This window comes from Streptomyces sp. NEAU-W12, assembly GCF_026242095.1.
Taxonomy (GTDB): Bacteria; Actinomycetota; Actinomycetes; order Streptomycetales; family Streptomycetaceae; genus Streptomyces.
In genome coordinates, this window is record NZ_JAPJDM010000008.1 from 146,176 (window position 1) to 162,221 (window position 16,046).

The following is a 16,046-nucleotide window of genomic DNA, read 5'->3' on the forward strand; positions in this document are numbered from 1 at the left end:
GTCCCTGCCGGGACGGAGAACCGGCCCGACCGGGTTCGGTCGGGCCCGGCCGGACGTGCGCGGGGCGCAGACCGGTCACGGGGTGCGGGGTTCGCGCCACATCGGCCACAGGCGGGGGCCGCCCGGGAGCGGCAGGGGCTCGCCGACCGGGGCGAAGCCGAGACGTTCGTACAGCAGGCGGCTGCGGACGCTGCTCGCCTCCAGATAGGCCGGCCGCCCCTCGCGGTCGCAGCGGTCGAGGACCGAACCGACGAGCGCGGTGCCGATCCCCTCGCCCTGCCGGCCGGGCGTCACGCCGATCATCCACAGGTACTCGTGGGCCCGCCCGGTGGGATGGACGCCCGCCGTCAGGCGGCCGATCATCTCCACCCGCTCGTTCTCCGGGTCGACGGCCCGGCGTACCCGTGCGGGACCCTCGTCGTCCGCCGGGTCCCCGTCGCCGTGGCGGTCGGCCGGCATCGACATCCACAGCGCGCACGCCGAGCCGTCCTCCGTGACATCGACGCGTCCCTCGGCAAGCACGATGTCGGTGAAGGCTCCCATCAGCCTGTGGTGCGTCGTACGGCGGTACTCGACGCCCGGGAAGACCCAGCCACTCACCGGGTCGTCCTGGAACGCCTCGTCCAGGAGCCGGACCAGCAGCTCCCGGTCCCCGCCCCCAGCCGTCCGGATCGCCACACCCATGTCCGCCCCCTCGTCTCAACCCTCGCCTCTCGTACGGGGGTTGACCCTATCGGGACGGCGATGCCCGACGGGAGGGCAAGGACAGGAGCGCGGCGGGGACGGCGGGCCCCGCACACCTTGGGGAAGTGCGGGGCCCGCCGGGCCAAAACCACGGCCGCCGTACGGGTGGGTCCCGCACGGCACCGGTGCCCCGGTGTCCCGAGCCGCTCCTGAGCGGTCCTGCCTATGTGGTGCGCCGTGTCACGAACTCGGCGAGGGCCAGCAGTCCGCCCGCCGCCTCCGGGTCCGGCACCGCGCGGGCCAGTTCCTGCATCACCCGGGCCATGCGGTCGGCAGCCTGGGCCTGCGCCCAGTCGCGGCCGCCCGCCCGTTCCACGGTCAGGGCGATGCGCTCCAGGTCCTCCTCGGCGTGCGGGGCCGCGTACAGCGCGGCGAGTTCGAAGGCCGCCGGGGTGCCGGAGGTGAGCGCGGCGACCACGGGCAGGGACTTCTTGCGGGCGGCCAGATCCGCACCGGCCGGCTTGCCGGTACGCCGCGGGTCTCCCCATATGCCGATCACGTCGTCGATCAGCTGGAAGGCCAGCCCCGCCTCACGGCCGAACGCGTCCAGTGCCGCCACATCCGCCGCCCCGGCATCCGTGTACAGCGCACCGAGCGCACAGGCGCAGCCGAGCAGCGCGCCCGTTTTCGCCTCGGCCATGGACAGCGTCTCGTCAAGGGTGACCTCGCCGGGAGCGCGTCCTTCCATGGCCGTGTCCACCTGTTGCCCCGCGCACAGTTCCACGACGCAGTCCGCGAGCCGGGCCACCGCGGCCGGGGCCGACGGGTGCGGATCCTCCGCGAGCAGCCGCAGGGCGAGGGCGTGCAGGGCGTCCCCGGCGAGGATCGCGTCGGCGTCGCCGAACACGGTCCATGCGGTGGGCCGGTGGCGCCGGGTGGTGTCCCGGTCCATCACGTCGTCGTGCAGCAACGTGAAGTTGTGGACCAGTTCCACCGCGGCGGCCGCCCGGACGGCCGCCGCCCGGGCCGGGGGGCCGCCGAGGGCGGAGGCCGCGGCGAGCACCAGCGCGGGGCGGATCGCCTTGCCCGAACCGCCGGCGGCCGGGGTGCCGTCCGCGCGCTCCCATCCGAAGTGGTAGCGGGCGATCCGGCGCAGCGGGCCGGGCAGCGAGCCGACGGCGGCCCGCAGCACCGGATCGACCTCGGCCCGCGCCCGCTCGAGCAGAATCGCCGCCTCGTGGCCCTCGACGGGAGGGCGCACCTCTTCGGTCTCCGTCTCGGGTTCGGTCGTGGACTCGTCTCCGGACCCGTCCCGGAGGAGGAGCGCAGAGGGCGCTTCCGCCGGTGTCGCGCGTGCGCCCCCAGGGTGTACCCGTCCGGGTGGGCGAGGACACGGCGGGTGGGCCGAGAGGTCCCGGAAGGTCACCGCCAGCGGCCGATCTCGACGTTCTCCAGGACGCCGAGCGCGTCCGGCACCAGGACCGCGGCCGAGTAGTAGGCCGTGACGAGATACTTGACGATGGCCTGTTCGTTGATGCCCATGAACCGCACCGACAGGCTCGGCTCGATCTCGTCGGGGATGCCGGAGGCCCGCAGGCCGATGACGCCCTGGTCCTCCTCACCGGTACGCAGGGCGATGATGGAGGTCGTGCGTTCCTCGGTCACCGGGATCTTGTTGCACGGGAAGATGGGGACGCCGCGCCAGGTGGGAATGCGGTTGCCGGCCATGTCGATGGTCTCCGGCACCAGCCCGCGCTTGTTGAGCTCGCGGCCGATGGCCGAGATCGCGCGCGGATGGGCGAGGAGCAGCTTGGTGCCGCGCCGCCTGCTGAGCAGTTCGTCCAGGTCGTCGGGGGTGGGTACGCCGTGGTGCGGCTGGATCCGCTGGTCGTACTCGCAGTTGTGCAGCAGGCCGAAACCGCGGTTGTTGACGAGTTCGTGCTCCTGGCGCTCCTTCAACGCCTCGACGGTCAGCCGGATCTGCTGCTCCGTCTGGTTCATGGGCTGGTTGTAGAGGTCGGCCACGCGGGAGTGGATGCGCAGCACGGTCTGGGCGACGCTCAGTTCGTACTCGCGTGGCTTGGCCTCGTAGTCGACGAAGGTGTGCGGGATGTCGGGTTCGCCGCTGTGGTCGGCCGCGAGGTCGATCTCCTGCTCGCCGTACTTGTTGGTGCGCCTGCTGGGGGCCGAGCGCTGCTCTCGGAGGTGTTCGCCCAGTGTCCCGGCCCGTTCCGCGACCTGCCGGACGGCCTCACGCGGCAGCACGAGCACGGTGCAGGCGGTCAGGGTGCGGGTGGTGTACTCCCAGATGGCGTCGTCGTCCAGCAGCGCCTGGTCGCCGAAGTAGGCGCCGTCGGCGAGGACTCCGAGGGACTCGTCGCCGCCGTAGGGGCCGGTGCCGACCTTCTCGACCCTGCCGTGCGCCAGCAGGAACACCTCGTCGGCCGGGCTGCCGAACGAGGCGATCACCTGGCCTGCCTCGATCTCCCGCTGCCGGCAGCGGGAGGCCAGCTCCGAGAGCACCTCCTCGTCCTCGTACGACCGCAGGGCCGGCAGCTCGCCCAGCTCGGTCGGGATGACCTCGACGCGGTCGCCGGTCTTCACGAACGTCACGCGTCCGTCGCCGACGGCGTACGTCAGCCGCCGGTTCACCCGGTACGTACCGCCCTGCACGTCCACCCAGGGCAGCATGCGCAGCAGCCAGCGCGAGCTGATCTCCTGCATCTGCGGTACGGACTTGGTGGTGGTGGCCAGGTTCCGCGCCGCGGCCGTGCCGAGACTCTGCTGCTGCCGGGTCTGCTCGGTGCGGACCTCTTCGCCTACCGACATAAGGAATTGCCCTCCCAGTTGTGACCGGCGCCCATCCGTGCCGGGCGTCGGTCTCCGCGGCACACCCTTCCTTACGGAACGTGTCCGCGGTATTACCCGAATGAGCGGGAATGGATCTTCACCTGTGTGGGCATCCATGGGGGTTCCGCTCAGCGGAGGCCCCGTGGCCGGCCCATGTCCGGATCGGCTCGTACAAGGTCCGAACAACCGGTTGCGCTTGCTCCGTTTAGGTACAACCACCGGTACGAGGCGGTTGCGACCGGCGGCCGTCGCGCTGCGAGAAGGGGGGCGGCCATGGCCCCACCCATGTCCGCGAGCGCGTTCCTGGGCTCTCTGAAGGCGGAGGGCCTCACGGTCGTCGAGGTCGGCGACTGGCGCAACCACAACCGCAACCACAAGGGCCCGTGGGGGCCGGTGCACGGCGTGATGATCCATCACACGGTCACCCGGGGCAGCGCCCGGACCGTGGAGCTGTGCCGCAAGGGCTACTCGGGCCTGCCGGGACCGCTGTGCCACGGCGTCATCACCAAGGACGGCAGGGTCCACCTCGTCGGCTACGGCCGCGCCAACCACGCCGGCCTGGGTGACGACGACGTCCTGCGCGCGGTGATCGCGGAGAGGCGGCTGCCCGCGGACAACGAACGGAACACCGACGGCAACCGGTACTTCTACGGCTTCGAGTGCGAGAACCTGGGCGACGGGAAGGACCCCTGGCCCGCGGCGCAGCTGGAGGCCGTCGAGAGGGCCGCCGCCGCGGTCTGCCGCCGCCACGGCTGGAACGAGCGGTCGGTGATCGGGCATCTGGAGTGGCAGCCCGGAAAGGTGGACCCGCGCGGGTTCACGATGGCATCGATGCGGGAGCGGATCCGCGACCGGCTCAAGTGACGCACGCGGGCACACGCGGCGCGAGGAAGAGGGCCGGGACCGGGCCGGGCGGCAATCCGCCGGAAGCTGCCGCCCGGCCCTCCTGTCCGGCGCCGACGGCGCGGGCACCGCACCGGCGCCGGCCCCGAGCAGCAGTCCGGGCTGACGGTGCACGTCGGCCACGCGTTCGGTCGAGGCCCGGTCGGCGACGGCGGAATCCAGCCATGCTCACTCCGCCCGCCCGGTGCCCGACCTGCCCGGCGCCCGGTCTCCCCGGCCGGGCGACAATGGTCCGGTGACCAGCCCGGAGACCCCCGACCCGCACTCCGGCCCGACGCCAGGTGCCCACCCCCGCCCCGAGCCCGCCGCCTCCGCCGCCGTGGCCTCCACCGCCCCGACCTCCGTGACCTTCGCGGCTCCCCCCGGCCCCGGAGGTCTCGCGGGTCTGCGCCCCCGGCTGCCCTCGCCGGTGCAGGACGTCGTGGACGAGCGGTTCGAGCGGCGCGGCGTCCGGCTGCTGCTGAAGCGGGACGATCTGATCCACCCGGAGCTGATCGGAAACAAATGGCGCAAACTCGCGCCGAATCTGTCGGCGGCGAGCGGACGAACGGTGCTCACCTTCGGCGGCGCCTACTCCAACCACCTGCGGGCCACCGCCGCCGCCGGACGCCTGCTCGGGCTTCCCACGGTCGGCGTGGTGCGCGGCCAGGAACTCGCCGGCCGCCCCCTCAACGCCTCGCTGGCCCGGTGCGCGGCCGACGGCATGCGGCTGCACTTCGTCGACCGGGCGGCCTACCGCCGCAAAACCACGCCGGAGACGCTCGCCGCCGTGCTGCGTGACGCGGACGCCGAGGACGCGTACGTCGTCCCCGAGGGCGGCAGCAACGCCGCCGCCGTGCGCGGCTGTCGTGCGCTCGGAGAGGAACTGGCGGGGTGGGCGGACGTGGTCGCGGTGGCGTGCGGCACCGGCGGGACGCTCGCCGGACTGGCCGCCGGACTCGGCTCCGGCGAGCGCGCCCTGGGCGTTCCGGTCCTCAAGGGCGGCTTCCTGACCTCCGGAATACGGGGGCTGCAGGCCGAGGCGTTCGGTGGTCCGCGCGGCGTCTGGAGCCTGGACGACCGCTTCCACTTCGGCGGCTACGCCCGTACGACCCCGGAACTCCACGCGTTCGCCGCGGACTTCGAGCACCGCCACGGCGTACCCGTCGAACGCGTCTATGTCGCCAAGTTGCTTTACGCCCTTGTCGCCCTGGTGGAGGAGAACGCGTTCCCGCGCGGAAGCACTGTCGCGGCCGTGCTCACCGGGCGCCCCTTCCCGTGAGCAGGGGCGCGTGGACAAGGGCGCCCCGGTGCCTTCCGGCGCGACCCGAGAGGACTCCGGTACCGGACGGTTCGACCGTCTGACGCCTGGGTACGTCAATGCGGCGCGCGCTCTTCCCATTCGGACCCGCAGACCCCTAGCCACGGAGCGTATCCGTAGGTTTACTATGAGTAACGGCATGGGGTCGGGGTCCCTGGGACAGGACCATCCGTAGCGCGGTAGCGTCACCGCTGAACCACATATCGCGTTGTCCGGGGGCGACCCCGATCCTGAACGCTTGTACCACCTTGGAGGTGAGGGTGTCCCAGATCGCAGGCGAGCCCGCGACCCAGGACTTCGTGGAAGTCCGGCTGCCGGCCGCGGGTGCCTACCTGTCGGTGCTGCGTACGGCCACGGCCGGCCTCGCGGCCCGTTTGGACTTCACCCTCGACGAGATCGAGGACCTGCGCATCGCGGTCGACGAGGCCTGCGCGATCCTGCTTCAGCAGGCCGTGCCGGGTTCGGTGCTCAGTTGTGTCTTCCGCCTCGTCGACGACTCGCTCGAGGTCACCGTCTCGGCGCCCACCACGGACGGTCACGCGCCTTCGCGCGACACCTTCGCGTGGACCGTGCTGTCCGCTCTCGCGGGCAAGGTCTCCTCCGCCGTGGACGAGGACAGAACCGTTTCGATCAGCCTCTACAAACAGCGCGGCGCGGGACCCGGGCCGGCGTGAGGAGCGAGGACGGGCCGGTGCGGGACGAAGAACGCGGCACACGCGAACTGCCGGCCGAGCGGGTGCAGGGCGGCATCGACGGCATCGACGCCATCCCGGAACAGGCACGGCCGCATCCGGAGGACGACTCCGCGGTGGCCGGCGCTCCGGACGGCGGGCAGCAGCACGACGCCGCCGCGCGGAGCATGCCTCAGGCCGGTCGGCCCGCCGTCTCCCCCGGCCGCGAGGAAGACGGCGTGCATGCGAAGCCGGCGACGGGGGACGAGGCGAGCGCTCGGGGAAGGGCGACGGGCGGGACGATGAACGAGCACGAGCGACACGCCGAGAGCGAGGTGCCGCGGACTCGGGGCGCGGAGGGCGCCCGGCGGGCACCGGACACCCCCGGGGCGCACGGCTCCGGCGCACAGCGTGACCCGCAGGACCGCAGCGGGGCGCGTGCCTTGTTCCTCGAGCTGCGCACGCTGCCGGACGGCAGTCCGGAGTACGCGGAACTGCGCAACCGGCTGGTCCGCATGCACCTGCCGCTGGTCGAGCACCTCGCGCGCCGTTTCCGCAACCGCGGGGAACCGCTGGACGACCTGACGCAGGTCGCCACCATCGGCCTGATCAAGTCGGTCGACCGCTTCGACCCGGACCGTGGCGTGGAGTTCTCGACGTACGCGACCCCGACGGTGGTCGGCGAGATCAAGCGGCACTTCCGGGACAAGGGCTGGGCGGTACGCGTGCCGCGCAGGCTGCAGGAGCTGCGGCTGGCGCTGACGACGGCCACGGCCGAGCTCTCCCAGCAGCACGGCCGCTCCCCCACCGTCCACGAGCTCGCCGAGAAGCTGGCGATCTCGGAGGAGGAGGTCCTGGAGGGTCTGGAGTCCGCCAACGCGTACTCCACGCTCTCCCTGGACGTTCCCGACACCGACGACGAGTCCCCGGCGGTCGCGGACACCCTGGGCGCGGAGGACGAGGCGCTGGAGGGCGTGGAGTACCGCGAGTCGCTGAAGCCACTGCTCGAGGACCTGCCTCCGCGCGAGAAGCGGATTCTGCTGCTGCGCTTCTTCGGCAACATGACCCAGTCGCAGATCGCCCAGGAGGTCGGCATCTCGCAGATGCACGTCTCCCGGCTGCTGGCCCGCACGCTGGCCCAGCTGCGGGAGAAGCTGCTCGTGGAGGAGTGAGGCCCGGGAGGCGGCCCGGACCGGGAAACGCGCCCGGGCGGTGAACCGCGGCCCGGGGCCGTGGAACGCGCGACGTTACTTCCCGGCGTTCCCGGGGCCCCGGATGCCGAGGGCCCGGGTCGTCTCGGGGTTCAGCAGCAGCACCAGGGCCGTGACGGCGACCACCGCGAGCACGATCCCCGCCGGGATGGCCACGCTGTCGGACTGCAGCAGGTTGTAGGCCACCGGCAGGGCCAGGAGCTGGGTGATGACGGCCGGGCCCCGGCTCCAGCCGCGGCGGCCGAGCAGCCCGCGCGCGGCGAGCAGCGGCACCAGGGCGAGGACCGCGATCGTCACTCCGCCGGTGACGGCCTGCTGCCGGTCGTCCGGTTCGCCCGTGAGCCCGAGGACCAGCATCCAGACCCCGCCGACCAGCAGGGCCAGCCCTTCCAGGGCGGCGAGCCCCGCGGCGTACGTCAGGCGGCGCGGGCGGGGCCCGGCGGCGTCCGGGGTGGTGGTGGGGGTCTGCTCGCTGCTCACCCCTGAAGGGTAGCCCTCGCCCCGCGCGCCCCGTGCGGAGGTTCACGCCCCCTCCCGCGCCCGTACCGACCCTGCCCCCGTCCCGGCTCCGTCCCGGCTCCGTCCCTGGTCACGCCCCTGGCCCCACCCCTGGCCCCGCTCACGCCCCCGCCTCGGCCTGGGCCTTGGTACCACCCAGTAGGTACCCTGCATCGCATGCGTGCACTTCTCGTGGTCAATCCGGCGGCAACCACCACGAGTGCGCGCACGCGCGATGTGCTGATCCACGCCCTCGCCAGCGAGATGAAGCTGGAGGCGGTCACCACCGAGTACCGCGGCCACGCGCGCGACCTGGGCCGGCAGGCGGCGGAGAGCGACGACATCGACCTGGTGGTGGCCCTCGGCGGTGACGGCACGGTCAACGAGGTCGTCAACGGCCTGCTGCACGCCGGCCCCGACCCGGAGCACCTGCCCGGCTTCGCCGTGGTCCCCGGCGGCTCCACCAACGTCTTCGCCCGCGCCCTGGATCTGCCCAACCACCCCGTGGAGGCCACCGGTGCCCTCCTGGACGCGCTGCGCGAGGGCCGTGAACGCACCGTCGGCCTGGGCCTGACGTCGGGCACACCGGGGACGGAGGACGAGGGCGTGCCGCCCCGTTGGTTCACCTTCAACGCGGGGCTGGGTTTCGACGCCGGTGTGGTCGGCCGGGTGGAGCAGCACCGGGAGCGCGGCAGGAAGTCCACTCACGCGCTGTACATGCGTCAGGTCGTGCGTCAGCTGATCGGTGAGCCCCATCGCCACAGCGGCGTGATAACGCTCGAGCAGCCGGGTGAGGAACCGGTCACCGATCTGGTTCTCTCCATAGTTTCGAACGCTTCCCCGTGGACGTTTCTCGGCAATCGCCCGATCTACGCGTCACCTAAGGCCTCGTTCGATACCGGGCTCGACATCTTCGGTCTGAAACGGCTGTCCACCCTCGCCGTTGCCCGGTATGGCACCCAGTTGCTCACTTCGTCCCCCGAGCGCGGACCCCTGGGCAGGCATGTGGTCGCGGGGCACGATCTGACCCAGTTCACCTTGCATTCGAAGGTGCCACTGCCCCTCCAGATGGACGGCGACCACCTCGGACTGCGAACCAGCGTGACGTTCACAGGCGTTCGCCGTGCACTGCGTGTGATTGTGTGAGCGGAAAACGCTAAAGTCCTTTCACTCGAACGTTTAGACCAGGATCCACCCCATGGAAGTACGGCTGTGACCTAGTCGACACCGATGAATCAAAAAAAACTTTCCGGTAGGGGTTGTATCCGCCGCCGAGGTTTGCGAGTCTCTACATGGCGATCGGGACGGCCCGCAACACCGGCCTCCACAGATCACCGGAACCCCTCTTCGAACCCAAGGACCACGCCAGGAGACCTGGCGTTCGGCCCTTCCCTTGTTGAGGGTTTCGTGAAAGCGTTCACATTCACAAGCCACATGTAGTTCATACCAAGGAGAGGTAGCAGCCATGGACTGGCGTCACAACGCCGTTTGCCGCGAGGAAGACCCCGAGCTCTTCTTCCCCATCGGCAACACCGGTCCTGCGCTGCTGCAGATCGAGGAAGCCAAGGCCGTCTGCCGTCGCTGCCCGGTGATCGAGAGCTGCCTTCAGTGGGCACTCGAGTCCGGTCAGGACTCCGGCGTCTGGGGTGGTCTCAGCGAGGACGAGCGCCGTGCGATGAAGCGCCGCGCCGCCCGCAACCGGGCCCGTCAGGCCTCCGCCTGACAACCCACCCCTGCTGACAGCCTGAGCTTGGCGGCGCGTACAGCGCGTACGCATCTCCCGCCCCCGAGCCGCAGCACGCAGTTCCCCGGTGCTCCCCCGAGTTCTCGGCTCACTTCGAGCCGGAGGGGAACCCATCAGTCACGCAAGAGCCCCGGACGGCCGACCGTCCGGGGCTCTTGGCTGCTCACCCGCATCACGTACGCCGCTCGTCGGCACTCGCCGTCACTTGTCCACGGCCACCGGCACATCCAGGATCACCCGTGTCCCCCCGTCCGGGGCCGGGACCATGTCGAAGGTGCCGCCCAGCTCACCCTCGACCAGGGTCCGTACGATGTGCAGCCCCAGGTTGCCGCCGGTGTGCGGGTCGAAGTCCTCGGGCAGGCCGACGCCGTCGTCCTGGACGGTGACCAGCAGGCGGGCCTCCTTGGTGGTGCCGCCGCGGACCGCCGCCACCTCGACCGTGCCCGTGTCGCCCTCGCGGAAGCCGTGCTCCAGGGCGTTCTGCAGAACCTCCGTCAGCACCATGGACAGCGGGGTGGCGACCTCCGCGTCGAGTATGCCGAAGCGGCCGGTGCGCCGGCCGGTGACCTTGCCCGGTGAGATCTCGGCGACCATCGCCAGGACGCGGTCGGCGATCTCGTCGAACTCCACCCGCTCGTCCAGGTTCTGGGAGAGCGTCTCGTGCACGATCGCGATGGAACCGACCCGGCGCACCGCCTCCTCCAGCGCCGCGCGGCCCCGCTCGGAGCCGATCCGCCGGGCCTGGAGGCGCAGCAGTGCCGCCACCGTCTGGAGGTTGTTCTTCACCCGGTGGTGGATCTCCCGGATGGTCGCGTCCTTGGTGATCAACTCCCGTTCACGGCGGCGAAGTTCGGTGACGTCCCGGAGCAGGACCAGCGAACCGATGCGGGTCCCCTTCGGCTTGAGCGGGATCGCCCGGAACTGGATCACCCCGCCGGGCGCCTCGATCTCGAACTCGCGCGGTGCCCAGCCGCTGGCCACCTTGGCCAGCGCCTCGTCCACCGGCCCGCGGGAAGGTGCCAGTTCGGCGGTGGTGCGGCCGAGGTGGTGGCCGACCAGGTCGGACGCCAGGCCCATCCGGTGGTAGGCGGACAGGGCGTTCGGGGAGGCGTACTGGACGAGTCCCTCGGCGTCGAGCCGGATCAGCCCGTCGCCCACCCGGGGCAGCGCGTCCATGTCGAGCTGCTGGTTCGCGAACGGGAAGGAGCCGGCCGCGATCATCTGCGCGAGGTCGGAGGCGCTCTGGAGGTAGGTGAGCTCCAGCCGGCTGGGGGTACGCACCGTGAGCAGGTTGGTGTTGCGCGCGATGACCCCGAGGACTCGCCCCTCCCGCCGTACGGGGATGGACTCGACGCGGACCGGGACCTCCTCGCGCCACTCCGGGTCGCCCTCGCGCACGATCCGCCCCTCGTCCACGGCCGCGTCCAGCATGGGGCGCCGGCCGCGCGGGACGAGATGACCGACCATGTCGTCCTGGTACGAGGTCGGGCCGGTGTTGGGGCGCATCTGGGCGACGGACACATAGCGGGTGCCGTCGCGGGTGGGGACCCACAGGACCAGGTCGGCGAAGGAGAGGTCGGAGAGCAGCTGCCACTCCGAGACCAGCAGATGAAGCCACTCGAGATCGGATTCGTCGAGAGCGGTGTGCTGGTGTACGAGTTCGTTCATGGAGGGCACGTCAGCGAGCGTACCCGGCACGTCGCACCTCCCCCGGAGACACCCGCGGGCCGCGGCGCCTGGGAGGGACCCTCAGCCCTCCCGGCACCGCAGCCCGGAGCGACATCGGCCGCGGGGTGTGCGGTCCCGTTCGGCCGAGGGACGAGGATCCGGGGCAGTCAGGGCAGAGAGCTCCGGGTCCTCGTTCCGCCTTCCTGTGCGGGGAAGGCAGGCTTGCGTGCGCTGCACTGTTACGCATTGTGGACTAGACCACTACCCGTGTCCACGTGTCGGAGGCTGTTCGTTGTTGTCTTTTTCCGTGCACGCGCGATCACGTGCTCACGCGACCACCGGGACAGCGGTCGATCGGGACGACGGTCAAGCGGACATTCGGGCGTCCACCAGGCACCTTATCCCGCGGGGGTGCGCCCCGGGAACGGAATTCCACACTCATTTCGGCCGGCGGGCCGCGACCGTTCCCTCCTGGGATGCTGAGGAGAGGCGGGTTCCGTCCTGGGCGGCTGAGGGGAGGCGGGCGGCGGACGCTCGCCGAAAGCGCCGTCGCCCTCCGCTCCTCCCCCTGACCCGGCCGCCTGGGAGCGTGACCCCCGCTCTGTTAGATTGAGATTGGTCTAAACCACATGGCCGCCCCGCGCCCCTTCGGGGCCGGTCCCAGTCGAGTCCCCTCCCAGATCGGCAGGCTCAGCGTGGAAGTTGTCATCGTTCCGGACGCCAAGGCGGGCGGCGCACTCATCGCCGGAGCCATGGCGGATCTCCTGCGGCGCACCTCCGACGCCCTGCTCGGCGTGGCCACCGGCTCGACGCCCCTGCCCGTCTACGAGGCGCTGGCGGCCCGGGTGCGCTCCGGCGCCGTGGACACCTCCCGGGCGAGGATCGCCCAGCTCGACGAGTACGTGGGGCTGCCCACCGATCACCCCGAGTCCTACCGGTCGGTACTCCGGCGCGAGGTCCTGGAGCCGCTCGGCATCGGCATGGACGCCTTCATGGGGCCCGACGGCACGGCCGAAGACGTACAAGCCGCGTGCGCGGCGTACGACAGGGCACTGGCCGAGGCCGGCGGCGTCGACCTGCAGTTGCTCGGCATCGGGACGGACGGGCACATCGGGTTCAACGAGCCGTGCTCCTCGCTCGCCTCGCGCACCCGGATCAAGACGCTGACCGAGCAGACCCGGGTGGACAACGCGCGCTTCTTCGACGACGACATCGACCAGGTCCCGCACCACGTCATCACCCAGGGCATCGGTACCATCCTGGAGGCTCGCCACCTGGTCCTGCTCGCCACCGGCGAGGGCAAGGCGGGCGCGGTCGCCGCGACCGTCGAGGGCCCGGTGGCCGCGGTGTGCCCGGCGTCCGCGCTGCAGCTGCACCCGCATGTCACGGTCGTCGTCGACGAGGCCGCCGCGACCGAACTCAAGCTCGCGGACTACTTCCGGCACACCTACGCCAACAAGCCGGACTGGCAGGGGATCTGACCGAAGCCCCCTGGGCGCCGCGCCGCGGCTCCGGGGCCGCGCACCCCCCGGGCGGCCGCGGTGGACTAGACCAACCCCGGGCCCGGCGGTATACAGAGGGGATCACGGAGCGTACGGGAGACACTCCCGGCCGCGGCCGTGCCACGATGTGAGCCGGGGCCGATGGCGTGTCGGTCGTTCGGCACTCGGAGCCGGGAAGGCAGAGCATGAGCACCGACGTCAGCAGTACGGAGAACGAGGGTGGGACTACGGTCCGTACGGCGCGCGTGCCCAAGTACTACCGGCTGAAGAAGCATCTGCTCGACATGACGGAAACGGCCCCTCCCGGTACGCCGGTCCCGCCCGAGCGCACCCTGGCGGCGGAGTTCGACACCTCGCGCACCACCGTGCGCCAGGCGCTCCAGGAACTGGTGGTCGAGGGGCGTCTGGAGCGCATCCAGGGCAAGGGCACCTTCGTCGCCAAGCCCAAGGTCTCGCAGGCGCTGCAACTCACCTCGTACACCGAGGACATGCGCGCGCAGGGCCTGGAGCCCACCTCGCAGCTGCTGGACGTCGGCTACATCACCGCCGATGACGGGCTCGCCTCGCTGCTCGACATCGCCCCCGGCGGGCGGGTGCTGCGCATCGAGCGGCTGCGCATGGCGAACGGCGAGCCGATGGCCATCGAGACCACCCACCTCAGCGCGAAGCGCTTCCCGGCCCTGCGCCGCAGCCTGGTCAAGTACACGTCCCTGTACACCGCCCTCGCCGAGGTGTACGACGTCCGTCTGGCGGAGGCCGAGGAGACCATCGAGACCTCCCTGGCCACCCCGCGCGAGGCCGGCCTGCTCGGCACCGATGTGGGGCTGCCGATGCTGATGCTCTCCCGGCACTCGCTGGACCGGGGCGGGCAGCCGGTGGAGTGGGTGCGTTCGGTGTACCGGGGGGACCGGTACAAGTTCGTGGCCCGGCTGAAGCGCCCGCAGGACTGAGCCGGTGTGTCAGCCTTCCGTGGAGTTTAAGTACGCGATCCCCGCAAGGGGTTCCGCCCCGGTCCGGCGCTGTCCTAGATTTCCTGCGCATTGCGCAGCGCAGGCGATCAGCGAAGGGACGGAGTCGTTCGATGTCGCAAGCCCCAGGTTCCGGCAGAAATCCGGTGGTGACGCCCACGCGCGTCGTCATCGGCGTCTGCCTTGCAGCACCGTTCGTGGCCATGCTGTGGGTCGGTTCGTACGCGAGAACCGACCCCGCCTTCATCGGTATCCCGTTCTTCTACTGGTACCAGATGCTGTGGGTACTGATCTCCACCGCGCTGACGGTGATCGCCTACAAGCTGTGGCAGCGTGACCAGCGTGCCCGCGCGGCGGCGAAGGACGGTGCGCGGCGATGAACGACGGCGTGAACGGCGTGGCACTCGCCGTCTTCATCTTCTTCTTCGTCCTCGTCACGGCGATGGGTTTCCTGGCCGCCCGCTGGCGCAGGGCCGCCAACGAGCACAGCCTCGACGAATGGGGCCTGGGCGGACGGTCGTTCGGCACCTGGGTCACCTGGTTCCTGCTGGGCGGCGACCTGTACACCGCGTACACCTTCGTGGCCGTACCGGCGGCGATCTACGCGGCGGGCGCGGCGGGCTTCTTCGCCGTGCCGTACACCATCCTCGTCTACCCGCTGATCTTCACCTTCCTGCCCCGGCTGTGGTCGGTGTCGCACAAGCACGGCTATGTGACGACCTCCGACTTCGTGCGCGGCCGGTTCGGCTCGAAGGGGCTGTCGCTGGCGGTGGCGCTCACCGGCATCCTGGCGACCATGCCGTACATCGCGCTCCAGCTGGTCGGCATCCAGGCCGTACTGGACGTGATGGGCGTCGGCGGCGGCGAGGACACCAACTGGTTCGTCAAGGACCTGCCGCTGCTGATCGCCTTCGGTGTGCTGGCGGCGTACACCTACTCGTCGGGTCTGCGGGCCCCGGCGCTGATCGCGTTCGTGAAGGACACGCTGATCTACCTCGTGATCGCGGTGGCGATCATCTACATCCCGATCAAGCTGGGTGGCTTCGACGACATCTTCGCCAGGGCGAGCGAGGCGTACGGCGAGACCAACCCGGCCACCGGCGCGCCGCGCGGTTCGCTGGTGCCGGCCGAGGCGGGCCAGTGGACGTACGCCACGCTGGCGCTGGGCTCGGCGCTCGCGCTGTTCATGTACCCGCACTCGATCACCGCGACGCTGTCCTCGCGCAGCCGTGAGGTGATCCGCCGCAACACCACGATCCTGCCGCTGTACTCGCTGATGCTGGGCCTGCTGGCGCTGCTCGGTTTCATGGCGATCGCGGCCGGGGTCGACGTCAGCAACGGGCAGCTGGCGATCCCGCAGTTGTTCGAGAACATGTTCCCGGCCTGGTTCGCCGGCGTGGCCTTCGCGGCCATCGGCATCGGGGCCCTGGTGCCGGCGGCGATCATGTCGATCGCGGCCGCGAACCTGTTCACCCGCAACATCTACAAGGACTTCATCAAACCGGACGCTACGCCGGCGCAGGAGACCAAGGTCTCCAAGGTGGTCTCGCTCCTGGTGAAGGTGGGGGCGCTGGCCTTCGTCCTCACCATGGACAAGACGGTCGCCATCAACTTCCAGCTCCTCGGCGGCATCTGGATCCTGCAGACCTTCCCGGCGCTGGTGGGCGGTCTGTTCACCCGCTGGTTCCACCGCTGGGCGCTGCTCGCGGGCTGGGCGGTCGGCATGGTCTACGGCACGGTCGCGGCGTACGGGGTGGCCTCGCCGACGCAGAAGCACTTCGGTGGTTCGTCACAGGAGATCCCGGGCATCGGCGAGATCGGCTACATCGGCCTCACCGCCTTCGTGATCAACGCTCTGGTCACGATCGCCCTGACCTTCGTCCTGAGGGCGGCCAAGGCTCCCGAGGGCGTCGACGAGACCCGGCCGCAGGACTACACGGCGGACGCGGGCGACCCGGGGGTCAGCACCGAGCTGCCCCTGGACCCGGCCGACAAGGTCGATACGGCCGCCGAGGGCACACACTGACGCGGCACGCGGTACGCGGTA

The 16,046-nt window shown here is 71.1% G+C and carries 15 protein-coding genes; 10 read left to right on the forward strand and 5 right to left on the reverse strand.

Going from position 1 to position 16,046, the window contains the following annotated elements; genetic code table 11:
• Positions 1 to 75: 75 nt before the first annotated feature.
• From ORI94_RS12160 to ORI94_RS12170, 3 genes are all read right to left on the reverse strand, one after another.
• A complete protein-coding gene (locus ORI94_RS12160; RefSeq protein WP_266074540.1) occupies positions 76 to 684 on the reverse strand; it encodes a GNAT family N-acetyltransferase in 609 nt (202 codons plus the stop codon).
• A 223-nt stretch (positions 685 to 907) separates the two neighbouring features.
• Positions 908 to 1,945 carry a family 2 encapsulin nanocompartment cargo protein polyprenyl transferase gene (locus ORI94_RS12165; RefSeq protein WP_266074541.1) on the reverse strand — a complete coding sequence of 346 codons (1,038 nt, stop codon included), beginning with the start codon at positions 1,943 to 1,945 and terminating at the stop codon, positions 908 to 910.
• 161 nt (positions 1,946 to 2,106) lie between these two features.
• Complete coding sequence (locus tag ORI94_RS12170) at positions 2,107 to 3,513, reverse strand: family 2B encapsulin nanocompartment shell protein (protein ID WP_266074542.1); 1,407 nt, start codon at positions 3,511 to 3,513, stop codon at positions 2,107 to 2,109.
• Between the two features lie 306 nt (positions 3,514 to 3,819).
• On the opposite strand from ORI94_RS12170, the gene ORI94_RS12175 reads away from it, so the two are divergent.
• The 4 genes from ORI94_RS12175 to ORI94_RS12190 all read left to right on the forward strand — a co-directional run bounded on the left by ORI94_RS12175 (position 3,820) and on the right by ORI94_RS12190 (position 7,580).
• Positions 3,820 to 4,398 carry an N-acetylmuramoyl-L-alanine amidase gene (locus tag ORI94_RS12175; RefSeq protein ID WP_266074655.1) on the forward strand — a complete coding sequence of 193 codons (579 nt, stop codon included), beginning with the start codon at positions 3,820 to 3,822 and terminating at the stop codon, positions 4,396 to 4,398.
• Between the two features lie 382 nt (positions 4,399 to 4,780).
• A complete protein-coding gene (locus tag ORI94_RS12180; protein WP_266074656.1) occupies positions 4,781 to 5,698 on the forward strand; it encodes a 1-aminocyclopropane-1-carboxylate deaminase/D-cysteine desulfhydrase in 918 nt (305 codons plus the stop codon).
• A 299-nt stretch (positions 5,699 to 5,997) separates the two neighbouring features.
• Positions 5,998 to 6,411, forward strand: coding sequence for an anti-sigma factor (locus tag ORI94_RS12185; protein ID WP_006136266.1), 414 nt, complete (start codon positions 5,998 to 6,000; stop codon positions 6,409 to 6,411).
• Positions 6,412 to 6,428: 17 nt separating this feature from the next.
• Entirely contained in the window at positions 6,429 to 7,580 is a 1,152-nt protein-coding gene (locus ORI94_RS12190) for an RNA polymerase sigma factor SigF (RefSeq protein ID WP_266074543.1), read from the forward strand.
• A 75-nt stretch (positions 7,581 to 7,655) separates the two neighbouring features.
• Here ORI94_RS12190 and ORI94_RS12195 read toward each other — a convergent pair whose 3' ends face one another.
• Positions 7,656 to 8,099, reverse strand: a complete 444-nt coding sequence (locus tag ORI94_RS12195) for a hypothetical protein (protein WP_266074544.1) — start codon at positions 8,097 to 8,099, stop codon at positions 7,656 to 7,658.
• A gap of 195 nt (positions 8,100 to 8,294) precedes the next feature.
• Here ORI94_RS12195 and ORI94_RS12200 point away from each other — a divergent pair, with 195 nt between their 5' ends.
• Both ORI94_RS12200 and ORI94_RS12205 read left to right on the forward strand, forming a co-directional pair.
• A complete protein-coding gene (locus tag ORI94_RS12200; protein WP_042167323.1) occupies positions 8,295 to 9,263 on the forward strand; it encodes a diacylglycerol/lipid kinase family protein in 969 nt (322 codons plus the stop codon).
• A gap of 319 nt (positions 9,264 to 9,582) precedes the next feature.
• A complete protein-coding gene (locus ORI94_RS12205; RefSeq protein WP_030219886.1) occupies positions 9,583 to 9,840 on the forward strand; it encodes a WhiB family transcriptional regulator in 258 nt (85 codons plus the stop codon).
• 222 nt (positions 9,841 to 10,062) lie between these two features.
• Here ORI94_RS12205 and ORI94_RS12210 read toward each other — a convergent pair whose 3' ends face one another.
• Positions 10,063 to 11,529 carry a sensor histidine kinase gene (locus tag ORI94_RS12210; protein WP_266074657.1) on the reverse strand — a complete coding sequence of 489 codons (1,467 nt, stop codon included), beginning with the start codon at positions 11,527 to 11,529 and terminating at the stop codon, positions 10,063 to 10,065.
• Between the two features lie 695 nt (positions 11,530 to 12,224).
• On the opposite strand from ORI94_RS12210, the gene nagB reads away from it, so the two are divergent.
• The 4 genes from nagB to mctP all read left to right on the forward strand — a co-directional run bounded on the left by nagB (position 12,225) and on the right by mctP (position 16,025).
• Complete coding sequence (nagB, locus tag ORI94_RS12215) at positions 12,225 to 13,010, forward strand: glucosamine-6-phosphate deaminase (RefSeq protein ID WP_266074545.1); 786 nt, start codon at positions 12,225 to 12,227, stop codon at positions 13,008 to 13,010.
• 206 nt (positions 13,011 to 13,216) lie between these two features.
• The gene (locus tag ORI94_RS12220; protein WP_266074546.1) at positions 13,217 to 13,981 is read left to right on the forward strand and encodes a GntR family transcriptional regulator; all 765 of its coding nucleotides are present in this window, start codon (positions 13,217 to 13,219) and stop codon (positions 13,979 to 13,981) included.
• Between the two features lie 131 nt (positions 13,982 to 14,112).
• Positions 14,113 to 14,379, forward strand: a complete 267-nt coding sequence (locus ORI94_RS12225; protein ID WP_266074547.1) for a DUF3311 domain-containing protein — start codon at positions 14,113 to 14,115, stop codon at positions 14,377 to 14,379.
• Positions 14,376 to 16,025, forward strand: coding sequence for a monocarboxylate uptake permease MctP (mctP, locus tag ORI94_RS12230; RefSeq protein WP_266074548.1), 1,650 nt, complete (start codon positions 14,376 to 14,378; stop codon positions 16,023 to 16,025). Before ORI94_RS12225 ends, mctP begins: the two co-directional genes overlap by 4 nt.
• Positions 16,026 to 16,046 lie beyond the last annotated feature (21 nt).

What these genes read in the sequence shown, in the direction of transcription:
- ORI94_RS12160 (WP_266074540.1), bottom strand. Translation starts at nt 684, where the DNA reads ATGGGTGTGGCGATCCGGACGGCTGGGGGCGGGGACCGGGAGCTGCTG.
- ORI94_RS12170 (WP_266074542.1), bottom strand. Translation starts at nt 3,513, where the DNA reads ATGTCGGTAGGCGAAGAGGTCCGCACCGAGCAGACCCGGCAGCAGCAG.
- ORI94_RS12175 (WP_266074655.1), top strand. Translation starts at nt 3,820, where the DNA reads ATGTCCGCGAGCGCGTTCCTGGGCTCTCTGAAGGCGGAGGGCCTCACG.
- ORI94_RS12200 (WP_042167323.1), top strand. Translation starts at nt 8,295, where the DNA reads ATGCGTGCACTTCTCGTGGTCAATCCGGCGGCAACCACCACGAGTGCG.
- ORI94_RS12205 (WP_030219886.1), top strand. Translation starts at nt 9,583, where the DNA reads ATGGACTGGCGTCACAACGCCGTTTGCCGCGAGGAAGACCCCGAGCTC.
- ORI94_RS12210 (WP_266074657.1), bottom strand. Translation starts at nt 11,529, where the DNA reads ATGAACGAACTCGTACACCAGCACACCGCTCTCGACGAATCCGATCTC.
- ORI94_RS12220 (WP_266074546.1), top strand. Translation starts at nt 13,217, where the DNA reads ATGAGCACCGACGTCAGCAGTACGGAGAACGAGGGTGGGACTACGGTC.
- ORI94_RS12225 (WP_266074547.1), top strand. Translation starts at nt 14,113, where the DNA reads ATGTCGCAAGCCCCAGGTTCCGGCAGAAATCCGGTGGTGACGCCCACG.
- mctP (WP_266074548.1), top strand. Translation starts at nt 14,376, where the DNA reads ATGAACGACGGCGTGAACGGCGTGGCACTCGCCGTCTTCATCTTCTTC.